16 protein-coding genes are annotated in these 16,913 nt (G+C 64.7%); 12 read left to right on the top strand and 4 right to left on the bottom strand.

The window, feature by feature from the left end:
• Nucleotides 1-23 precede the first annotated feature (23 nt).
• From JJB74_RS11245 to JJB74_RS11220, 6 genes are all read left to right on the top strand, one after another.
• Entirely contained in the window at nucleotides 24-830 is an 807-nt protein-coding gene (locus JJB74_RS11245; protein WP_200591967.1) for a cysteine hydrolase family protein, read from the top strand.
• A complete protein-coding gene (locus JJB74_RS11240) occupies nucleotides 827-2,035 on the top strand; it encodes an amidase (RefSeq protein ID WP_234484111.1) in 1,209 nt (402 codons plus the stop codon). Before JJB74_RS11245 ends, JJB74_RS11240 begins: the two co-directional genes overlap by 4 nt.
• Nucleotides 2,036-2,212: 177 nt before the next feature.
• Nucleotides 2,213-2,617, top strand: coding sequence for an Hsp20/alpha crystallin family protein (locus JJB74_RS11235; RefSeq protein WP_200591966.1), 405 nt, complete (start codon nucleotides 2,213-2,215; stop codon nucleotides 2,615-2,617).
• Nucleotides 2,618-2,630: 13 nt separating this feature from the next.
• On the top strand, nucleotides 2,631-5,024 hold the full coding sequence (gene lon / locus JJB74_RS11230) for an endopeptidase La (protein WP_200591965.1): 2,394 nt from the start codon (nucleotides 2,631-2,633) through the stop codon (nucleotides 5,022-5,024).
• 356 nt (nucleotides 5,025-5,380) lie between these two features.
• Nucleotides 5,381-5,674, top strand: a complete 294-nt coding sequence (locus JJB74_RS11225; RefSeq protein ID WP_200591964.1) for a type II toxin-antitoxin system RelE/ParE family toxin — start codon at nucleotides 5,381-5,383, stop codon at nucleotides 5,672-5,674.
• A gap of 11 nt (nucleotides 5,675-5,685) precedes the next feature.
• Nucleotides 5,686-5,982, top strand: coding sequence for an addiction module antidote protein (locus tag JJB74_RS11220; protein ID WP_200591963.1), 297 nt, complete (start codon nucleotides 5,686-5,688; stop codon nucleotides 5,980-5,982).
• A 15-nt stretch (nucleotides 5,983-5,997) separates the two neighbouring features.
• On the opposite strand, the gene ftsH is transcribed toward JJB74_RS11220, so the two are convergent.
• A complete protein-coding gene (ftsH, locus tag JJB74_RS11215; protein ID WP_234484110.1) occupies nucleotides 5,998-8,001 on the bottom strand; it encodes an ATP-dependent zinc metalloprotease FtsH in 2,004 nt (667 codons plus the stop codon).
• A gap of 792 nt (nucleotides 8,002-8,793) precedes the next feature.
• Between ftsH and JJB74_RS11210 the strand changes: the two genes are divergently transcribed.
• Nucleotides 8,794-9,870, top strand: a complete 1,077-nt coding sequence (locus JJB74_RS11210) for a hypothetical protein (protein ID WP_200591962.1) — start codon at nucleotides 8,794-8,796, stop codon at nucleotides 9,868-9,870.
• A 119-nt stretch (nucleotides 9,871-9,989) separates the two neighbouring features.
• On the opposite strand, the gene JJB74_RS11205 is transcribed toward JJB74_RS11210, so the two are convergent.
• A complete protein-coding gene (locus tag JJB74_RS11205) occupies nucleotides 9,990-11,045 on the bottom strand; it encodes a VWA domain-containing protein (protein ID WP_200591961.1) in 1,056 nt (351 codons plus the stop codon).
• A gap of 311 nt (nucleotides 11,046-11,356) precedes the next feature.
• Between JJB74_RS11205 and JJB74_RS11200 the strand changes: the two genes are divergently transcribed.
• The gene (locus JJB74_RS11200) at nucleotides 11,357-11,563 is read left to right on the top strand and encodes a hypothetical protein (protein ID WP_200591960.1); all 207 of its coding nucleotides are present in this window, start codon (nucleotides 11,357-11,359) and stop codon (nucleotides 11,561-11,563) included.
• 93 nt (nucleotides 11,564-11,656) lie between these two features.
• Here the strand turns inward: JJB74_RS11200 and JJB74_RS11195 are convergent, their stop codons facing one another.
• Nucleotides 11,657-12,670, bottom strand: a complete 1,014-nt coding sequence (locus tag JJB74_RS11195) for an isopenicillin N synthase family dioxygenase (RefSeq protein WP_200591959.1) — start codon at nucleotides 12,668-12,670, stop codon at nucleotides 11,657-11,659.
• A 345-nt stretch (nucleotides 12,671-13,015) separates the two neighbouring features.
• Between JJB74_RS11195 and JJB74_RS11190 the strand changes: the two genes are divergently transcribed.
• Nucleotides 13,016-13,957 (top strand): LysR family transcriptional regulator, encoded by a 942-nt coding sequence (locus tag JJB74_RS11190; protein ID WP_200591958.1) that lies wholly within the window; start codon nucleotides 13,016-13,018, stop codon nucleotides 13,955-13,957.
• Nucleotides 13,958-14,036: 79 nt separating this feature from the next.
• Here JJB74_RS11190 and JJB74_RS11185 read toward each other — a convergent pair whose 3' ends face one another.
• Nucleotides 14,037-14,366 (bottom strand): hypothetical protein, encoded by a 330-nt coding sequence (locus tag JJB74_RS11185; RefSeq protein WP_200591957.1) that lies wholly within the window; start codon nucleotides 14,364-14,366, stop codon nucleotides 14,037-14,039.
• 193 nt (nucleotides 14,367-14,559) lie between these two features.
• On the opposite strand from JJB74_RS11185, the gene JJB74_RS11180 reads away from it, so the two are divergent.
• The 3 genes from JJB74_RS11180 (at nucleotide 14,560) to JJB74_RS11170 (ending at nucleotide 16,898) form a co-directional block, all read left to right on the top strand.
• Nucleotides 14,560-15,123, top strand: coding sequence for a DUF4142 domain-containing protein (locus tag JJB74_RS11180; protein ID WP_200591956.1), 564 nt, complete (start codon nucleotides 14,560-14,562; stop codon nucleotides 15,121-15,123).
• Between the two features lie 226 nt (nucleotides 15,124-15,349).
• A complete protein-coding gene (locus JJB74_RS11175; RefSeq protein ID WP_234484109.1) occupies nucleotides 15,350-16,180 on the top strand; it encodes an MlaA family lipoprotein in 831 nt (276 codons plus the stop codon).
• Between the two features lie 79 nt (nucleotides 16,181-16,259).
• Nucleotides 16,260-16,898 (top strand): NADPH-dependent FMN reductase, encoded by a 639-nt coding sequence (locus tag JJB74_RS11170; RefSeq protein WP_200591955.1) that lies wholly within the window; start codon nucleotides 16,260-16,262, stop codon nucleotides 16,896-16,898.
• Nucleotides 16,899-16,913: the final 15 nt, after the last annotated feature.

The following is a 16,913-nucleotide window of genomic DNA, read 5'->3' as shown; positions in this document are numbered from 1 at the left end:
GCCTACAACAACAAGGAACCGACATGACTTATCCGACGCCGCCCCTGCTCAAAAGCCGCGAGGGCATGCTGGGCGCCAGTCCCGCGAATCGCTGGCGCGCCGACCGCGACACCGTGGACATGAGCGTGCCGCCGCCCGCACCGCGCATCGCCACCATCGCGTGCGAGCCGCAAGCGGTGCGGCTGAACCTGCGCCAGACCGCCATCGTCGTCATCGATATGCAGAACGATTTTTGCACCACCGATGGATGGGTTCACCAGATTGGTGGCGATCCGACCCCGGATCGTGCGCCGATTGCACCGTTGCAGGGCTTGCTGCCGGCACTGCGTGCGGCGGGCGTACCGGTGATCTGGGTGAACTGGGGCAATCGTCCCGACCTGGCCAACATGCCGCCAAACCAGATTCACCTGTACAAGCCGCATGGCGAAGGCATCGGCCTCGGCGATCCGCTTGCAGGCAGCGGCGCCGCAGTGCTGCAGAAGGATTCCTGGGCCGCGGCCATCGTCGATGAGCTGCGTCCCGATCCGCAGGACATCCTGGTGGACAAGCATCGCATCAGCGGCTTCTGGGATACGCCGCTCGACAGCATCCTGCGCAACCTCGGCATCCGCTCCATCCTGTTCGCCGGCGTCAACACCGACCAGTGCGTGCTGCACTCGCTCACCGATGCGAATTTCCTCGGCTACGGCTGCCTGCTCGTGGAAGACTGCTGCGCGACCACATCACCAGCCTTTTGCACCGAAGCGACGATCTGGAACGTCAAGAAATGCTTCGGCTTCGTTACCGATTCGGCGCGCGTGCTTGCCGCGCTCGATGGCGCCGGCGCATGACGAGCGGCGCACAGCATGCCGGCGGCATGGATGGGGGTGCCTTCGTGCCGGGGCCGCGCATGCATCTCGCGCCGACGCGCAGCGGAACGCTGGACGGACTGCGCTTTGCGGTCAAGGACCTGATCGATGTCGCCGGCTCTGTCACCGGCGGCGGCAATCCCGACTGGGCGCGCACCCATGCGCCGGCCGCGCGCCATGCGCACGTGGTGGCGCGGCTGCTCGATACCGGTGCCGCGCTGTGCGGCAAAACCATCACCGATGAACTGGCCTTCAGTCTCGAAGGCGAGAACTGGCATTACGGCACGCCGGTCAATCCGCGCTGTCCGGATTGCCTGCCGGGCGGATCTTCCAGCGGCTCGGCGGTGGCGGTCGCCGCCGGCCTGGCCGACTTCGCGCTCGGCACCGATACCGGCGGCTCGGTGCGCGTGCCGGCCGCGTTCTGCGGCGTTCCCGCGCTGCGGCCGACGCATGGCGCCATCTCTCTCGACGGCGTGCTCCCTTTCGCGCCGAGTTATGACACGATCGGCATCTTCGCGCAGTCGGTCCCGGTATTGGGCCGGGTCGCCGCCGCGCTGCTGCCGCGGCCCGCTTCATCGGCGCCGATCCCGCGCTACTTGCTGGCGCGCGACGCCTTCGCGCTGGCGGACGGGCCGCTGCGACGGCACCTGGCGTGGCTGACGGGCGATTTCGATGCGGCGCCTGTCGACATCTTCGATGGCGGCCTGGAACGCTGGCTGCGTTGCTACGCGGTATGCCAGGGCGGCGAGATCCGGCAATCGCTTGGGCCATGGATTCATGCCGTGCATCCACGTTTCGGCCCCGCGATTGCGCCGCGCTTTGCCGGACTCGATGACATTGCGCAAGCCGATATCGAGCGCGAAGCCACGGTGCGCGCGCTGCTGCGCGCCGGACTCGATGCGCTGTTGCCGCCCGGCGCAGTGCTACTCGTGCCGACGACGCCGCGCACTGCGCTGCCAAGAAACGCATCAGGCGAGGAGAGAGCCGCCTTCTATCAGGCGGCGCTGGCCATCAACGCGATCGCAGGCCATGCAGGCCTGCCGCAGCTGACGCTTCCAGCCGGCACGGTCGACGGCAAGCCGGTCGCGCTCTCCTTCATTGCCGCGCGCCACGCCGATGCGCTTCTGCTGTCGCACGCGCCGCAGTGGCAGCGGCGTATCGACGCAGGGTTGAGCCGACGCGCGTGATGCGGCCGCGCCTGCGCGCTCCTTCGCCATGCCAGCGGACATGGAACTTCCTTTGCGCGGCGCGCCTCTATCCTGCGCACCACGTCGCGCATGCATGCGGCGGCTTGCCGCCGTGAAAGCGCTGGCCCGGCGCAGCCCGGGCGCCGGCATGGCCGACGAACCTAATAAGGAAGCAGCATGAGTTCTCGTGATCCGACCCGATCGATGTGGGCCGAAAGTCTGGCCCTTCTGGAACAGGCCGAAAGCATGCGACGCCAATGCTTCGAGCTCAGGCGGCAGGGAACTGGCGGACCGACATGGGAGCCACCGGTGGATGTGTATGAAACCGCGCGCGAGCTGATGCTGGTGATCGCGTTGCCGGGCGTGCCGGCCGATGCGGTCAAGGTCGTCATCGATGGCGGAACGATTTCGGTACAGGGTCAGCGCGCCATTCCCGCGCCGGGCTCGGCAGCGGTGCACCGCCTCGAGATTCCGTACGGGCGATTCGAACGACGCATCGACTTGCGGCCCGGCATGTATGAAATCGTGCGCCGCGAGCTCAGCGATGGCTGTCTCTTCCTTACCCTGAAAAAGCATGCATGACGCAAGGAGCGACATGGCGAACGATCTCCCGAACCAGGAAACCGACGCGGCCGACACTAACACCGCCAAGGCAATCCCGGCATTGCCGGACGATGCGCTGATCATCATTCCCACCCGCAACCTGGTGCTGTTTCCCGGCCTGGTGCTGCCTATCACGGTCGGCCGCGAAAGCACAGTGGCCGCAGTGCAGCAGGCCGCGCGCAGCGGACGCCAGGTCGGTGTGCTGCTGCAGCGTGACGCCTCGGCCGAAAATCCCGGTCCCGACGATCTGTACCGGGTCGGCACCACGGCCAATATCCTGCGCTACATGACCACGCCGGACGGCGCGCATCACATCATCTGCCAGGGCGAGGGCCGCTTCATGGTCACCGAGATGCTGTCGGGCTATGCGTTCAACGTGGCACGCGCGCAAAGGCTGTCGCCGGTGCATGAGAGCAGCGCCGATATTGAAGCGCGCATGCTGCAGCTCAAGGGCCGCACCGCCGAGATCCTGGCGCTGCTGCCGCAGGCGCCGGCCGAGCTGACCGCATCGCTGCAGAACATCACCTCGCCGGAAACCCTGACCGACTGGGTCGTTGGCCTGATGGATTTGCAGCCGACCGAAAAGCAGGAAGTGCTGCAGACCCTGGATCTGCAGCAGCGCATGGACCGGGCGCTGGCGCTGGTGTCGCACCGGCTCGAAGTGCTGCGCATCAGCCAGGACATCGACGAGCGCACCCGCAATCGCTTTGCCGAACGCCAGCGCGAAGCAGTGTTGCGCGAGCAGCTGAAGACGATACAGCAGCAGCTCGGCGACGAGGAAGACGCGCCGAGCGAGGTGGCCCAGATCGAGGGCGCGGTGGAAAGGGCTGGCATGCCGGAAGAGGCGAAGGCGCATGCGCAGAAGGAACTGAAGCGCCTGAAACGCATGCCCGAGGCCGCGCCCGATTATTCGATGCTGGTCACTTATCTCGAATGGCTGACCGAGCTGCCCTGGTCGGCATCCACGGAAGAGCGCATCGATATCGCTGATGCGCGCCGCATCCTCGATGAAGAGCATTACGGCCTGGAAAAGATCAAGCGTCGCATCCTCGAATACCTCGCGGTGCGCAAACTCAATCCGCAGGGCAAGAGCCCGATCCTGTGCTTCGCCGGACCGCCGGGCGTGGGCAAGACCTCGCTCGGACAGAGCATCGCGCACGCGACCGGCCGCAAGTTCGTGCGCGTAAGCCTGGGCGGCGTGCATGACGAATCCGAGATCCGCGGCCATCGTCGCACCTATATCGGCGCGCTGCCGGGCAACATCATTCAGGGCTTGCGCAAGGCCGGCACGAACAACCCGGTGATGATGCTCGACGAGGTCGACAAGATGGGTGCCGGCGTGCACGGCGATCCGGCCGCGGCGCTGCTCGAAGTGCTGGACCCGGAGCAGAACGCCAGCTTCCGCGACAACTATCTCGCCGTGCCCTTCGATCTCTCGAAGGTGATGTTCATCTGCACCGCCAACATGCTGGAGACGATTTCCGGGCCGCTGCGCGATCGCATGGAAATCATCCAGCTGCCCGGCTACACCGAGATGGAAAAGGTGCAGATCGCGCGGCGCTACCTGGTGGCGCGACAGATGGAAGCCAACGGGCTGAAGCCGGAGCAGTGCGAGATCACCGATGCCGCATTGCATGCGCTGGTCCAACGCTATACCCGCGAAGCCGGCGTGCGCGGGCTGGAGCGCGAGATCGGCAACACGCTGCGCCATGCGGCCATGCGCATCGCCGAAGGCACGGCGCAGCGGGTGACGATCGACGAGGCAGACCTGGCGGCCATCCTCGGCGCGCCGCGTTTCGAGAATGAAGTCGCCATGCGCGTGGCCGTGCCGGGCGTAGCCACCGGGCTGGCGTGGACGCCGGTGGGTGGCGACATCCTGTTCATCGAAGCCACGCGCACGCCGGGCGGCGGACGGCTGGTCCTGACCGGGCAGCTCGGCGATGTGATGAAGGAAAGCGCACAGGCAGCCTTGTCGCTGCTCAAGACACGCGCGGAAGGCATGGGCATTGATCCGGCGCTGTTCGAGCGCAGCGACATCCACATCCATGTGCCGGCCGGCGCTACACCGAAGGATGGGCCGAGCGCAGGCGTGGCGATGTTCTCGGCGCTGGCATCGCTGATGGCCAACCGCGCGCTGCGCCACGATTGCGCGATGACGGGCGAGATCAGCCTGCGCGGCCTGGTGCTCCCGGTGGGCGGCATCAAGGAAAAGGTGCTGGCCGCGCTGCGCGCCGGCATCCACACCGTGCTGCTGCCGGCGCGCAACCGCAGGGATGTCGACGACGTGCCGCCCGATGCGCGCGCGCAGCTGGAATTCATCTTCCTGGAAACGGTGGATGAGGCGATTGCGACGCTGATGCCGCGGGAGGAAGCGGTGGCGGTGTAGGGCCTGCTCCGCCCACGCGGCTGCTAGCCCCTGAACCGCGTGGGCGGAGCAGGCCCTGCGCATCCATGCCCGCGTGTTCTGGCTGGGTGATGCGCAGTGCTGCCATGCCTGGGATACATGGGTCGGACTGACGAAGGAAGCTCGGCTTGAAGCTCGCGCGACCGGCGCCCGCGCAAGCGCAACCGGCGTCCCCAGCAAGCGCGGCCACATCCTCCAGCCTCTTTCGCATCGGCGATATAAGCGATGCGCTTCACTGGTATTCCCCGAAACCTTCTATCCCGTTTTGCATCACCTGTAGCGGCAGCGATCCTTGAGCCTTGCCAGCTTGTATCCCAAAATATACAATCGCAAACCCGATGAGAACTTTCTTATCGACGGATGTGTTTGACAAATGGCTTGCGGCGCTGCGCGACCGGAGCGCCGCGGCCCGCATCAAGGTACGAATCAGTCGCGCCGAACTGGGCAACTTTGGTGATTGCCAACGGATAGGCGAAGGTATTTCGGAAATGCGGATTCATTACGGACAAGGCTATCGGGTGTATTTCATCGAGCGGGGCAAGGAGGTCGTCATTCTGCTTGCGGGCGGCGACAAGTCGACGCAGGCAAAGGATATCCGCATGGCGCTGTCACTTGCGCGCCAATTGGCGTGAGGAAGAACGACATGACAATCAAGTTGAAGAAATGGGATGTCGCCGAGCATCTGCAGACTGAAGAGGAAATGGCGCTCTACCTTGAAGCCTGCCTGGAAGAAGCCGGCGACGATGCGACGCTCATCGTGAAGGCGTTAGGCGATATTGCCCGCGCCAGGGGCATGACCCAGCTCGCCAGGGATACCGGACTCGGGCGCGAAAGTCTCTACAAGGCGCTTTCCGGAGAGGGTAATCCCAGCTTCGCGACGATCTTCAAAGTGCTGCATGCGCTCGGACTGCGGCTGCATGCGGGCGTACGCCACGCCTGACCGGCGCGGCGCCTTTCATCTCCCCAGCGGCCGGCCTTCCAGTTGCGGCGCCGGCGGCAGGCCGGTCACACGCAATATCTCCTGCTCATCCAGCGTGTCATGCTCGAGCAGCGCTGCGACCAGCGCATCGAGCTCGCGCCGATGCAGCGACAGCAACTTCATCGCCTCCTCATGGCTGTCGCCGATGATGCGCTGCACTTCGACATCGATCAGCCGCGCCGTTTCATCGCTGCAGGGCTTGTCGCCCGCCATGCCCAGACTCGTGCCGAGATAGGGATTCTGCCGCGGCGCCAGCTGCACCATGCCAAGCGCATCGCTCATGCCCCAGCGGGTGACCATGCTGCGCGCGATGTTGGTGGCCTGCTCAATGTCGTTTTCCGCTCCCGTGGTGCGGGTGCCGTAGACCAGCTCTTCGGCCACGCGTCCGCCCAGCATGCCGATGATGCGCGCGCGCAGGTACGGTTCGGGATAGTTGTAGCGGTCCGATGGCGGGCGCTGGTAGGTCACGCCCAGCGCCTGGCCGCGCGGCACGATCGTGACCCGGTGCACCGGGTCGGCGCCCGGCATCACCAGGCCGAGAATCGCATGGCCGCTTTCGTGATAAGCGATGCGCTCGCGGTCCGTCTCCGACAGCAGGATGGGGCGCTCGGGACCGAGCATGATCTTCTCCAGCGCATCCATGAAGTCCTTCTGCGTGACATTGTTTTCCTCGCGTCGCGCCGCCAACAGCGCCGCCTCGTTGACCAGGTTCTTCAGATCCGCGCCCGACAGGCCTGGCGTAGCCGACGCCAGTTCGGCCAGGCTGACATCGGCGCCGAGCGGTACCTTGCGTGTATGCACCCGCAGGATCGCTTCGCGGCCAGTCTTGTCCGGCAGATTGACCACGACGCGGCGGTCGAAGCGGCCCGGTCGCAGCAGCGCCTTGTCCAGCACATCGGGCTGGTTCGTCGCAGCCAGCACGATGATGCCTTCGCGGCTGGAGAAACCATCCATCTCGGTCAGGATCTGGTTCAGCGTCTGCTCCTGCTCGCTGGAGCCGCCGATGGCGATCGAGCCGCGCGCGCGGCCGATGGAATCGAGCTCATCGATGAAGATGATCGCCGGCGCCTGCTCGCGCGCCTGGCGGAACAGGTCGCGCACCCGCGCCGCGCCGACACCGACGATCATCTCGACGAACTCGGCCGCGCTCATCGAAAAGAAGGGCACGCCGGCTTCGCCCGCCACCGCTCGCGCCAGCAGCGTCTTGCCGGTACCCGGCGCGCCGACCAGCAGCACGCCCTTGGGCGCGGCGCCGCCCAGGCGGGTGTACTTGCCGGGGTCCTTCAGGAAATCGACGACTTCCACCAATTCGTTCTTCGCTTCATCAATGCCGGCCACGTCGTCGAAGGTCACGCGCGAGTCCTGCTCTTGGTCGTAGCGCCGCGCCTTGCTCTTGCCGATGCCGAAGATCGAGCCGCCCATGCCGCCGCCCGAGGAGGCGCGCCGGTACATCCACACGTAGAAGCCGATGATGAGTATTGCGGGACCAAAGCCGAACAGCAGCGCGCCCCAGGTGTTGCCCGCCTGTATCGGCACCGCGCTGATCTCGACCTTGTGGTCGACCAGAAAGCCTTCCAGGCCCGGGCCGACGAAGGCCGGCAGCGTGGTGGTGAAGGTCGGCGAGGTACGGCTCGGCTCGACCGGCGTTTCCTTCGACAGCCGCGCGCCCTTGTCGCGGTCCGGCGGCGGCCAGGTGACCGGCTGTGCAAAGCGGCCTTCGATATTCGCGCCCTGGCTGTAGATCGATGTGACATTGCCCTTGTCCACTTCCGCCTTGAAGACGGTGTAGGGAATGGTCACTGGCGCTTCGGGACCGGGTGCGAAGGTCTTCATCAGCCAATAATTGGCCAGCAGGATGAAGACGAACAGCAGCCAGGCCCGGCCCGGCGGCATGCCCTTGTTGTCGGGAGCTTTACCGGCATTGCGACCCGAATCGGGGCGCGCCGGGTTTTTCGGAAAACGGAGGTCGTCGCGTTTCATGGCTAGGAGAAGCGCAAGGGACTTCGATCGGAAGCTGCAAATCATACGCGCAAGAAACCAATGCCCATGTACGCGCATCCTGCAGCGCATGCCGCTCTGAAGATGACCTGCAATCTGGACGGATCGTTCAACGAGTGTAGGGACAGGTCAACGACGCCATTTCCGCGACGCCAGGAAAAGCGTTCTGATTCGTCGATGCTGACCGCAGCCACGGTGCGCGGCAAGTCGGTCGAGTTCTCTTTCGATAGCAACATGGTCGACGCGAGGCTGAGGATGATCGTGCCTGGCCAATCAGCGATAAGGAAAGTCTTGTTGCGACAATGAGCCGGTATGAGCTTTATCAATCATGCATGCTGTCGCTGGGATGGCATGGCGCGAAGGCGCTCGCTGCGCCTGTATAATTCGCCGCGCTTTGTGTCCCCGTGTGAAGCGGTCTTGCCTGCGTGAGTAATGGCTATGTCCATGGCATCGACGCAAGCGATAGCGACTCTTGTTCTCCAGTTCTCTACCGGTATGTGGCAGGCCCTGTGCCTCGGCTCCGGTACTGATGTCGCCTATGCGAGTTCTGTCGCAGGCGGCCGAGCGAAGAGCAAGCTTGCAAAGGATCAGACGAACACCGCGGGCATGCCCTTGCTGGCCTCTTCGACGCCGCAGCGGCACGATGCACGCCATTCTTCATGCAATGCCGTTGCGGTCCGGGACACGGCTGCGTCGGCGGTCGCGTCTGCTGGTCGCGCCTTTTTACGCTATGCCAGCAGGCATGGCGGGCTTCTTTAACGCTTGGTTTTTGCCATGGCAAACGAAACTACGATATCCGCGGCCAACGCCGCGATCAAATGGACCGATGGCGAATGGAGTCGAATCGCTGCCTGGCTGCTGGAGCAGAAAGGCAATGCGCTGCTTGCGTCCGATACATTGGAAGAAATTAAAGCTAAGGATGTTTTCCTGGCCCAGGAAGTGCTGCCCGCTGAAAGGCATCGCAAGCAGATCTCGATCGCTCAGGGCTTTCAAGGCATACGCGCGCGCCTGCGCATCATTTTCAGGCAAATGCGGCTGGATCAGACGTTGGCTGGAAAGCCCGAGCCGGCAGAGCAGCCGGAGCAGCCGGAGCAGATGCGTGCTGCCGTTGCGGACCCGGTTGCGCAGCAGGCCACTCGCGAAGCCCGGCCCGATGCGCAAGCGGCCGAGCGCGAGACGCTCGACGGCCTGATCGAGCGCGCGCGTCCGATCGTGGCGCTGATCTGCGATGAGCTGGCAAGGGTGCTGGTCGACGCATGGTCCCGGCCGGGCGGCGCGGCGCGCTTTGCGCCCTTGCTCGCCCCGCTGACGCAGGCCGTGTCGGCCCAGGCTCAGACTCGGATTGAGCCAGCGGCGGAACTGCCCGGTGCGTCGCAAGCATTCACCGTGGCGTCGCAGCCGGATGCCGATGAAGCCGAGACGGGTCCGCTAGGCGACATGCAGCCGCTGTTTGATCCCAAGCTGCCGCCTTCGGCCAACAGCGACTTCAAGCCTGTCATTGGCCTGGTGGCCAGCCGCGCCGGCGATTATGCCGATCTGCAGGCGCTGTATCCGCAGCTGCGTCTGTCGATCGTGCCGGCCGACGCAGTGCGCAGCCCGGAGGTATTCCGCAATTGCCAGCGCATCATCGGCCTGCGCAATGAAATGCCGCAGGCCACCGACGACTTGCTGCGGCGCGCGCTGAATTACCGCTATGTGCGTCTGCACGGAGGCGCCGGGCAGGTGCGCGAGCAGCTCAATGCCTGGCTGGACAATCCGGCGACAATGTCGGCTACGGGTGCAGTGCGGCATGACAAGCGCCAGGGAAATGACAAGCGCCGCAGCAAGTGGCCGCCGCGGGTGGAGCGATAGCAAGCTGTTTGCGCACCGGGAATGCACGGCGGCTGCCGTCGGCAATGCGCTGTCGCTGTTGCACCCTCCAGGTGTCCACCCTGTGGATGCAGCGGCAACGCTTCCTGCAAACCCGTGCTTCACGCCACGCGTGAAAACCAGAGCATCGACAGCATCGCCGCCACGATCGCGCACAGCGCCGCTGCCGCGCAGAACAAGGCCGAGATTTCCTTGGCCTGCCTGTCGATCAGCACCTTCGCATTCAGGTTGCGATAGATGTTGACCAGCGCCGCCGCGTCGGTGGCGTTGTAGTACTCGCCATGGGTAATGGCAGCGATTTCCTTGAGCGTGTCTTCATCCAGCGTCGCATTGAAACGGTAGTTGCCCAGCGAGATGATCCGTCCTTCGGTAGTGCCCACACCCACGGTATAGATGGGCACGCCGCGTTCGGCTGCCATGCGCGCGGCTTCGATCGGGTCCGGACCCATCGTGGTCTGGCCGTCGGAGAGAAGGATGATCGCCGCCGACGAGTAGGACCCCGGCCGGTTCACTTTCGCCTTCGGCGCTTCCTTGCGGCCGCCTTCATCGAGCGAACGGGCGCCGTTGCGGTCGTCCTTGGCGCGCACGCGCGGATCGACCGCCATAAGATCCATTTCCTCATCCGGAAACAGCGTCTTCAGGGACACCAGGATGCCGCTGCCGACAGCGGTCATCGATTCCAGGCGCAGCGCATCGACGGCCTCGATCGCGCGCTCGGCGTCGGCGGTCGGCGCCTGCACCAGTGCTGCCGTGCCGGCGAAGGAAACGATGCCGAGCCGGGTATGCGCGGGTCGCTGCTGGATGAATTGCTTGGCGGCCATTTGCGCGGCGGCCAGGCGGTTCGGCTCGAAATCCTGCGCCACCATGCTGAGCGATGTATCGATGGCGAGCACCACCGTTGAAGCGGTGAAGGGCAGGGCGGTCCTGGCTACTGGTCGCGCCATGGCGACGATCAGGCAGCCGAGCGCCAGCAGCATCAGCGTCGGGGGGATATGGCGGCGCGTCTGGCGTCGGCCGGACAGCGCTTCCTTCACCACGCCCAGGCTGGCGAAATGCAGCGCCGCGCGGGCCCGTCGCCGCAGCCAGTACCAGTACAGGCCTGCAGACAGCGGAACAGCGAGCAGCAACCACAGCAACTCCGGCCAGATGAATGTCATTTTCTGTCCCAATGCCTTGAGCGGCGATCGAGCTGGGCTACGCAGCCGCCTGTGTGATCCGGCCGAGCGAAGCCGTCGGCGCAAATCGACAGGATAGCCTTGCCGCGCACACTCGACCATCGAATGTCATCAAAGATTGGCGCAATAGCGGCGGCTTCGGAGCGCGTTACCGGGCAATTTCCATTTGAAACTTTTTTCGTGCGGCGTCCTCTCAGCCAATTCCCGACTTGCTGTTGCGGCAGTCGAGAAGCGCGGGCCTATACTGGTCGCGTTTTCCCCCCCGTTGCAAACCATCCCTGAAGGAGACTCCCATGACTCATAGCGCAGGACAGAAGGGCTACAAGATTTCTTCATCCACGGCAACCCGGGACCAGAGGCGCTACAGCGACGATGCGCGCGACCGGGAAGAGGACGCCATGCAGAATGAATCGCTTGCCCCCGGCAGCGGCGCGCAGGCATCGACCCAGGGCTGGTATCGCAACTCGGGTAGCGAAGACACCAAGCGACAGAACAAATGACAGACACATGCCGGCGGCGTATGGCGAGCCGCCGGCATGTGCAGCCGGTGCGCGCGCCATCACGGCGCATGGCATGAAAAGCATGCCGATGTGCTATGACAGCGCCCCGGCTGCCTCCCCCGAACCCTTCCTTCCATCCAGACTCCCCTCCAGCGTCTTCCCGTAAGTCTTTCGGTACTGCGCAAGCAAATGCTCGCCAGCGGTGCAGTCCGGCCATGCCGGCGGTCCCGACAGCGGCAGAAAGCTCGGCACGCAGCGTATGCGCGCGTCGTAGCGCGGTCCGTGAAAGAAGGGCAGCGAGTAGCGCGGCCTGCCACCCGGATTGCGGTTGATGACCCGGTGCGGATTCGAGCGATAGGCGTTATTGGTCCAGCGCGGCACCATGTCGCCGATGTTGACCACGAAGGCGCCGGCACGTGGCGGCACCGGAATCCAGTGGCCATCCGGATTCTGCACTTCCAGTCCGCCATGCTCGTCCTGCGCCAGCAGCGTCAGCGCGCCGTAATCGGTATGAGCGCCTGCGCCGATGTCGCGCGCGTCGGCGCCGGCGGGATGCGGCGGATAGCGCAGCAGTCGCAGTGCCACCATCGGATCGGCATACAAGGGCGCGAAATATTGCGACGGCAAGCGCATCGCCTCGGCCAGCAGCGCCATCACCCGGTTTCCCAGCGCTGTCATGACGGCGATGTATTCCCCCATCGCTGCGCGAAAGCCGGGCAGGGCGGCATCGGGCCACTGGTTGCCGCCATAGCCGGTATAGCCGCGCACGACAAACGGATGCGTGTCGGGATAGTCGATGCCGCAGTAATAACTTTCCTTCAGATCCGCCCGCATCGATGCATCGAGCCGCTGGTCGCCGATGGCCTCGTAGCCGCGGTGGCTGCGGCTGCGCGACAGATGCAGGCTCATCTTTATCTCCGGCGGCAGCGCGAAAAAGCGCGCGCTCCACTCGAACTGGCGCTCGATCAGCGCTGCGGGCACGCCGTGCCCGGCGAGATGGAAAAAGCCGGCCGTGCGGCAGGCATTGTCCAGCGCCTCGACGATGCGGCGCCGTCCGGCGGCGCTGCTGTCTGCGCCAAGGTCGATGACGGGTATCTGGTGAAACATCGGCTGACTCCATGAACAGGTTCCATGCAAGCGCGGCCGGAATGCATGGTCGCAAGCCTTTAGGCAATCCACGTGCCATGGCAAAGCGCGGACGCATGCCCCAACGCTGTGAATTGCCGCCGCGCATGAGCAGGATCTCTGCACCATCGTCATGAGCGCTCCTGCTTTTTGTGCGGAGAAGCGCATGCATGGCGCATGCTGCGATGCAGCGCAACTTGCCTGCATGGCGTTTCCATAATGCACCGATGTTCATGTTATGCTGCGCCGCACACTAAACCGATCGCCTGGCGGTTTGCCGCGCCCTGATACCGATTTTTTCCGGTTCTTACCCTCACGAGCCATTCCATGAGCTTTACCAATCTTGATCTCAACCTGCTGCGCGTATTCGACGCCGTGATGACGGAGCTGAACCTGACCCGCGCCGCTGACCGGCTGGCTACCACGCAGCCGGCGGTCTCGAATGCCCTGAAGCGTCTGCGCTATGTGCTCGATGACGAGCTGTTCATCCGTACCGCGCATGGCGTCAAGCCGACTGCCCGCGCGCTGGCGCTGCGGCCGGCGGTGCGTTCAGCGCTGGAAACCCTGGAAGCCGCGATTGGGCCGGAAAAGTCCGATCTGGTCGATGTCAGCAAGACCCTGCGCCTGTGCATGGCCGATTCGACCGCCGCGCGGGTATTGCCGCCGCTGATTCCCCTGCTGAAGCGGGCCGCGCCACGACTGACCCTGCAGATTCTGCCGCTGTTGAGCCGCGATCCGCGCGAATCGCTGATCCGCGGCGAAATCGATCTGGCCGTCGGCTCGTTTCCCGGCATCGTCGCCCAGATCGATGCCGAGCAGGAAGTCGACAGCGGCATTTGCCATGATCCGCTGTACAGCGGCGAATATGTCTGCGTGATGCGCAAGGACCATCCGCTGGCGCGGCAGGAGCTGACGCTGGACCGCTATTGCGAAGCGGACCATGTGCTGGTGAACTTCTCCGGCCGCATGCAGGGTCAGGCCGACAAGCTGCTGGCCGCCATGGGCCGCGAGCGCCGCATCGTGCTCACCGTCAACCAGTTCACGGTCGGCGCGCAGATTGCCGCCGCGTCGGATCTGCTGACCATCATCCCGATCCAGCTTATCGCCACCACGCGCATGGACGACCTGCTGACCTGGACGCGGCTGCCCTTCGCGCTGCCGCCCTTGCGCATCGATATGCTGTGGCACGAGCGTGAAGTGCGCGACCTTGCGCACCGCTGGCTGCGCGGCGCGTTGCAGGAGATCACGAACGATCTCGCCGGCGCTTGAAAGACAGGATGGCGCCGCGCGAGCGCACTGCGGCGCAAGGCTGGAAAGCACGCCCCTAGGCGCTGCCTGCGCATGCTTGTCAACGCGTGGTGGGCGCGCGCGCCGCACTGGGCGTGGCGCCGGTTGAGGAATCCGAACCGCTCATTCCCGCACCCGCGCCCAGCGGGCCACCGCCCAGGGTCTTCGATTTGCCATTGCCGCCGCCATGCGGTTTCGTTGATGCGTGCGACTTCGATTTGCCCGGTTTCGTTGTCGCCGCGCCGGCGTTGTTCGAGCCGCCCGGATCGATGCCTGCCCCCGGGCCCGGCGTGCCGCCGCCGTCGGCGCCGCCGTTCATCGTCTGTGCCTGGGCGCCGGTCGAGGCGCCAAGCGCCGTGGCGAGCAATACTGCAAGAAGCTGTCGTTTCATGGTGACCTCTGTTGGGAATCGTTGGATTGCGGCGGCGACATTGAGTGCGGCAGCGCCGTCCGCGCTTCATGACTTTGAGCAATCGCTGGCGCGGAGTTCCAGCCTTTGCCCCTGCATGGCCATGCCTATAATGAGCGCCGTCAAGCGCAGTCCATCTCACCGTCGCTGCGCGCCATCACTGCGAGGAACCCCGATGAACAAGCGCCATCGCGCATCAGCCCTGTTGTTGTCCGTACTTCTGCTCGGCCTCAGCGGCTGCGCCACGCAAGGCGGCGGTCAGACCGAGCACCAGCGCGCAGTCGCCGTGGCATCGAAGGCGATGAGTCAGTCCGACCTGCGTCTTCTTGCCGATCTGGCGCAAACCAACATCGCCGAGATCCAGACCGGCCAGCTTGCGCTGACGCGCACGCAGGATGCGCAGGTAAAAGCCTTCGCGCAAGCCATTGTCGACGAGCATGGCAAGGCCTTGCAGCAGCTGCAGGCCCTGGCCACATCCGCCGGACTCTTGCTGCCCGAGGGCGCAGACCTGGTGCACCGGGCGGTAGCGGCGGAGATCAGCGAGCTTTCGGGGCCGGAATTCGATCGCCGCTATCTGTATCTGTTCGGCATTGCCGACCACAAGAGCCTGCTCGGGCTGCTGGACCAGACTGCGCGCACCGCGGCAAATCCAGCGCTACGGTCGTATGCGCAGGCATGGTTGCCAATCACGATGCGACATCTCGAGCGCGCGCAGCAACTGTCTGCCACGCGCCAGTAGCCCGTTCAAAGGTTGCAACGTCCTTCCTCCAGGGATGACGCCGGCAGCGTCAATCACGCGCAACCCCGGACAGCTCAACATGGCGTTCAATGTTGGCAAGCACACTGACATGCCGGCGCGCCGCATGCATGATGCGCAGGAGGAAGCACGTCCTTACTGCCTGCGGCTTTTGCGGTCAATTGCAACTGTCCCGTTTCGCATCGATATCCCAACAGGAAAATACGCCTTGAAGAACGCCATTCAAGCAGTGCTCGCGGCTGGACTCGCGGCTGCGCTCTCCGGCTGCGCTACAACCGATACCAAAAACCCGGCCGATCCTCTGGAGGGCTACAACCGCGCAATGTTCAATGTCAACGACAAAATCGACCGCTATGCGTTGAAGCCTGCGGCCACCGCATACCAGAAGGTGTTGCCCGGCTCGGTGCAGACCGGCATCAACAATTTCTTCGGCAACCTCGGCGACGTATGGACCGCAGTGAACAACCTGCTGCAAGGCCGCGGCGCCGATGGCGTGTCCGACATCATGCGATTCGCCGTCAACTCCACGCTCGGTCTTTTCGGATTCCTCGACATCGCCAGCGAAGCGGGCCTGCAGAAGCACAAGCAGGATTTCGGCGTCACGCTTGGCGTCTGGGGCGTGGGTTCCGGTCCTTACCTGGTGCTGCCTTTCTTCGGTTCCTCGACGATACGCGACGCGGCTGCTTTGCCGGTCGACTTTGAAGGCTATCCGTGGCAATACGTGCAGCGTGTCGATGTGCGCAACACCGGCACGGTAGTACGCATCATCGATACCCGCGCCAGCTTGCTGAGCGCATCAAACCTGCTCGAGGAAGCCGCGCTGGACCGCTATGCGTTCGTGCGCGATGCCTATCTGCAGCGCCGTGCGAGCAAGATCAGCGGCAGCAAGGAACGCGGTGCGGATGCGCAATACCGTCCCTTGCCTGACGACAGCGGGCCGGCCAGTGAAGCGCAGAACCCGCCCACGCCGAAACCGGGCGCGGCCTCGGGTGCCGAATCCAGCCAGGAACCCGCCCCGGCGCCCATCGACAAGCCTTGACCGATTCGGCGCGCAGGGCGACAACGAAGATCGCCGAGCCGGGTCCAAGCGGCATCAACAGATGCGCAAGGAGCACAGCATGTCAGGAACCAAGCCGAAAATTTTGGCCTTCGCCGCCAGCACCCGCAGCGAATCCTTCAACAAGAAACTGGTGCGCGTGGCCGCTGAAGGCGCGCGCGCAGCTGGCGCAGAAGTGAATGTCATCGATCTGCGCGACTTCACGATGCCGATCTACGACGGTGATCTCGAAGCGCAACAGGGCATGCCGGAAGGCGCGCGTGCATTGCGCCGCCTTTTGATGGAGCACCAGGGCTTTCTGATTGCCAGCCCGGAATACAACGGCTCGCTGCCGGCGCTGCTGAAAAATGCGATCGACTGGACATCGCGTCCGGTCGATGGCGAAGACGGCCTCGCGCCTTATCGCAACAAGGTTGCAGTGCTGATGAGCACCTCGCCGGGCGGCTTCGGCGGCCTGCGCGGTCTGGCGCATGTGCGCACCATCCTGGCCAATATCGGCGTCATCGTGCTGCCGGATCAGCTTGCGGTCGGAAAGGCGCAGGAAGTCTTTGCCGTGGACGGCACCATCGCCAACGACAAGCAGCGTCAGATGATCGAAGACCTCGGCCGCACGCTCACCACGACGCTGGCGCGGCTGCACGGCCAGCCGCTGTATGAGGAAAAACTGGAGCGGCGTCACGACCTCGGGCGCATCCGTTGAGCACCGCCACCGTAG

Origin of the sequence: Noviherbaspirillum pedocola (assembly GCF_016632335.1) — a bacterium.
Lineage (GTDB): Bacteria > Pseudomonadota > Gammaproteobacteria > Burkholderiales > Burkholderiaceae_D > Noviherbaspirillum_A > Noviherbaspirillum_A pedocola.
This window is presented reverse-complemented; position numbering and strand designations above follow the sequence as displayed.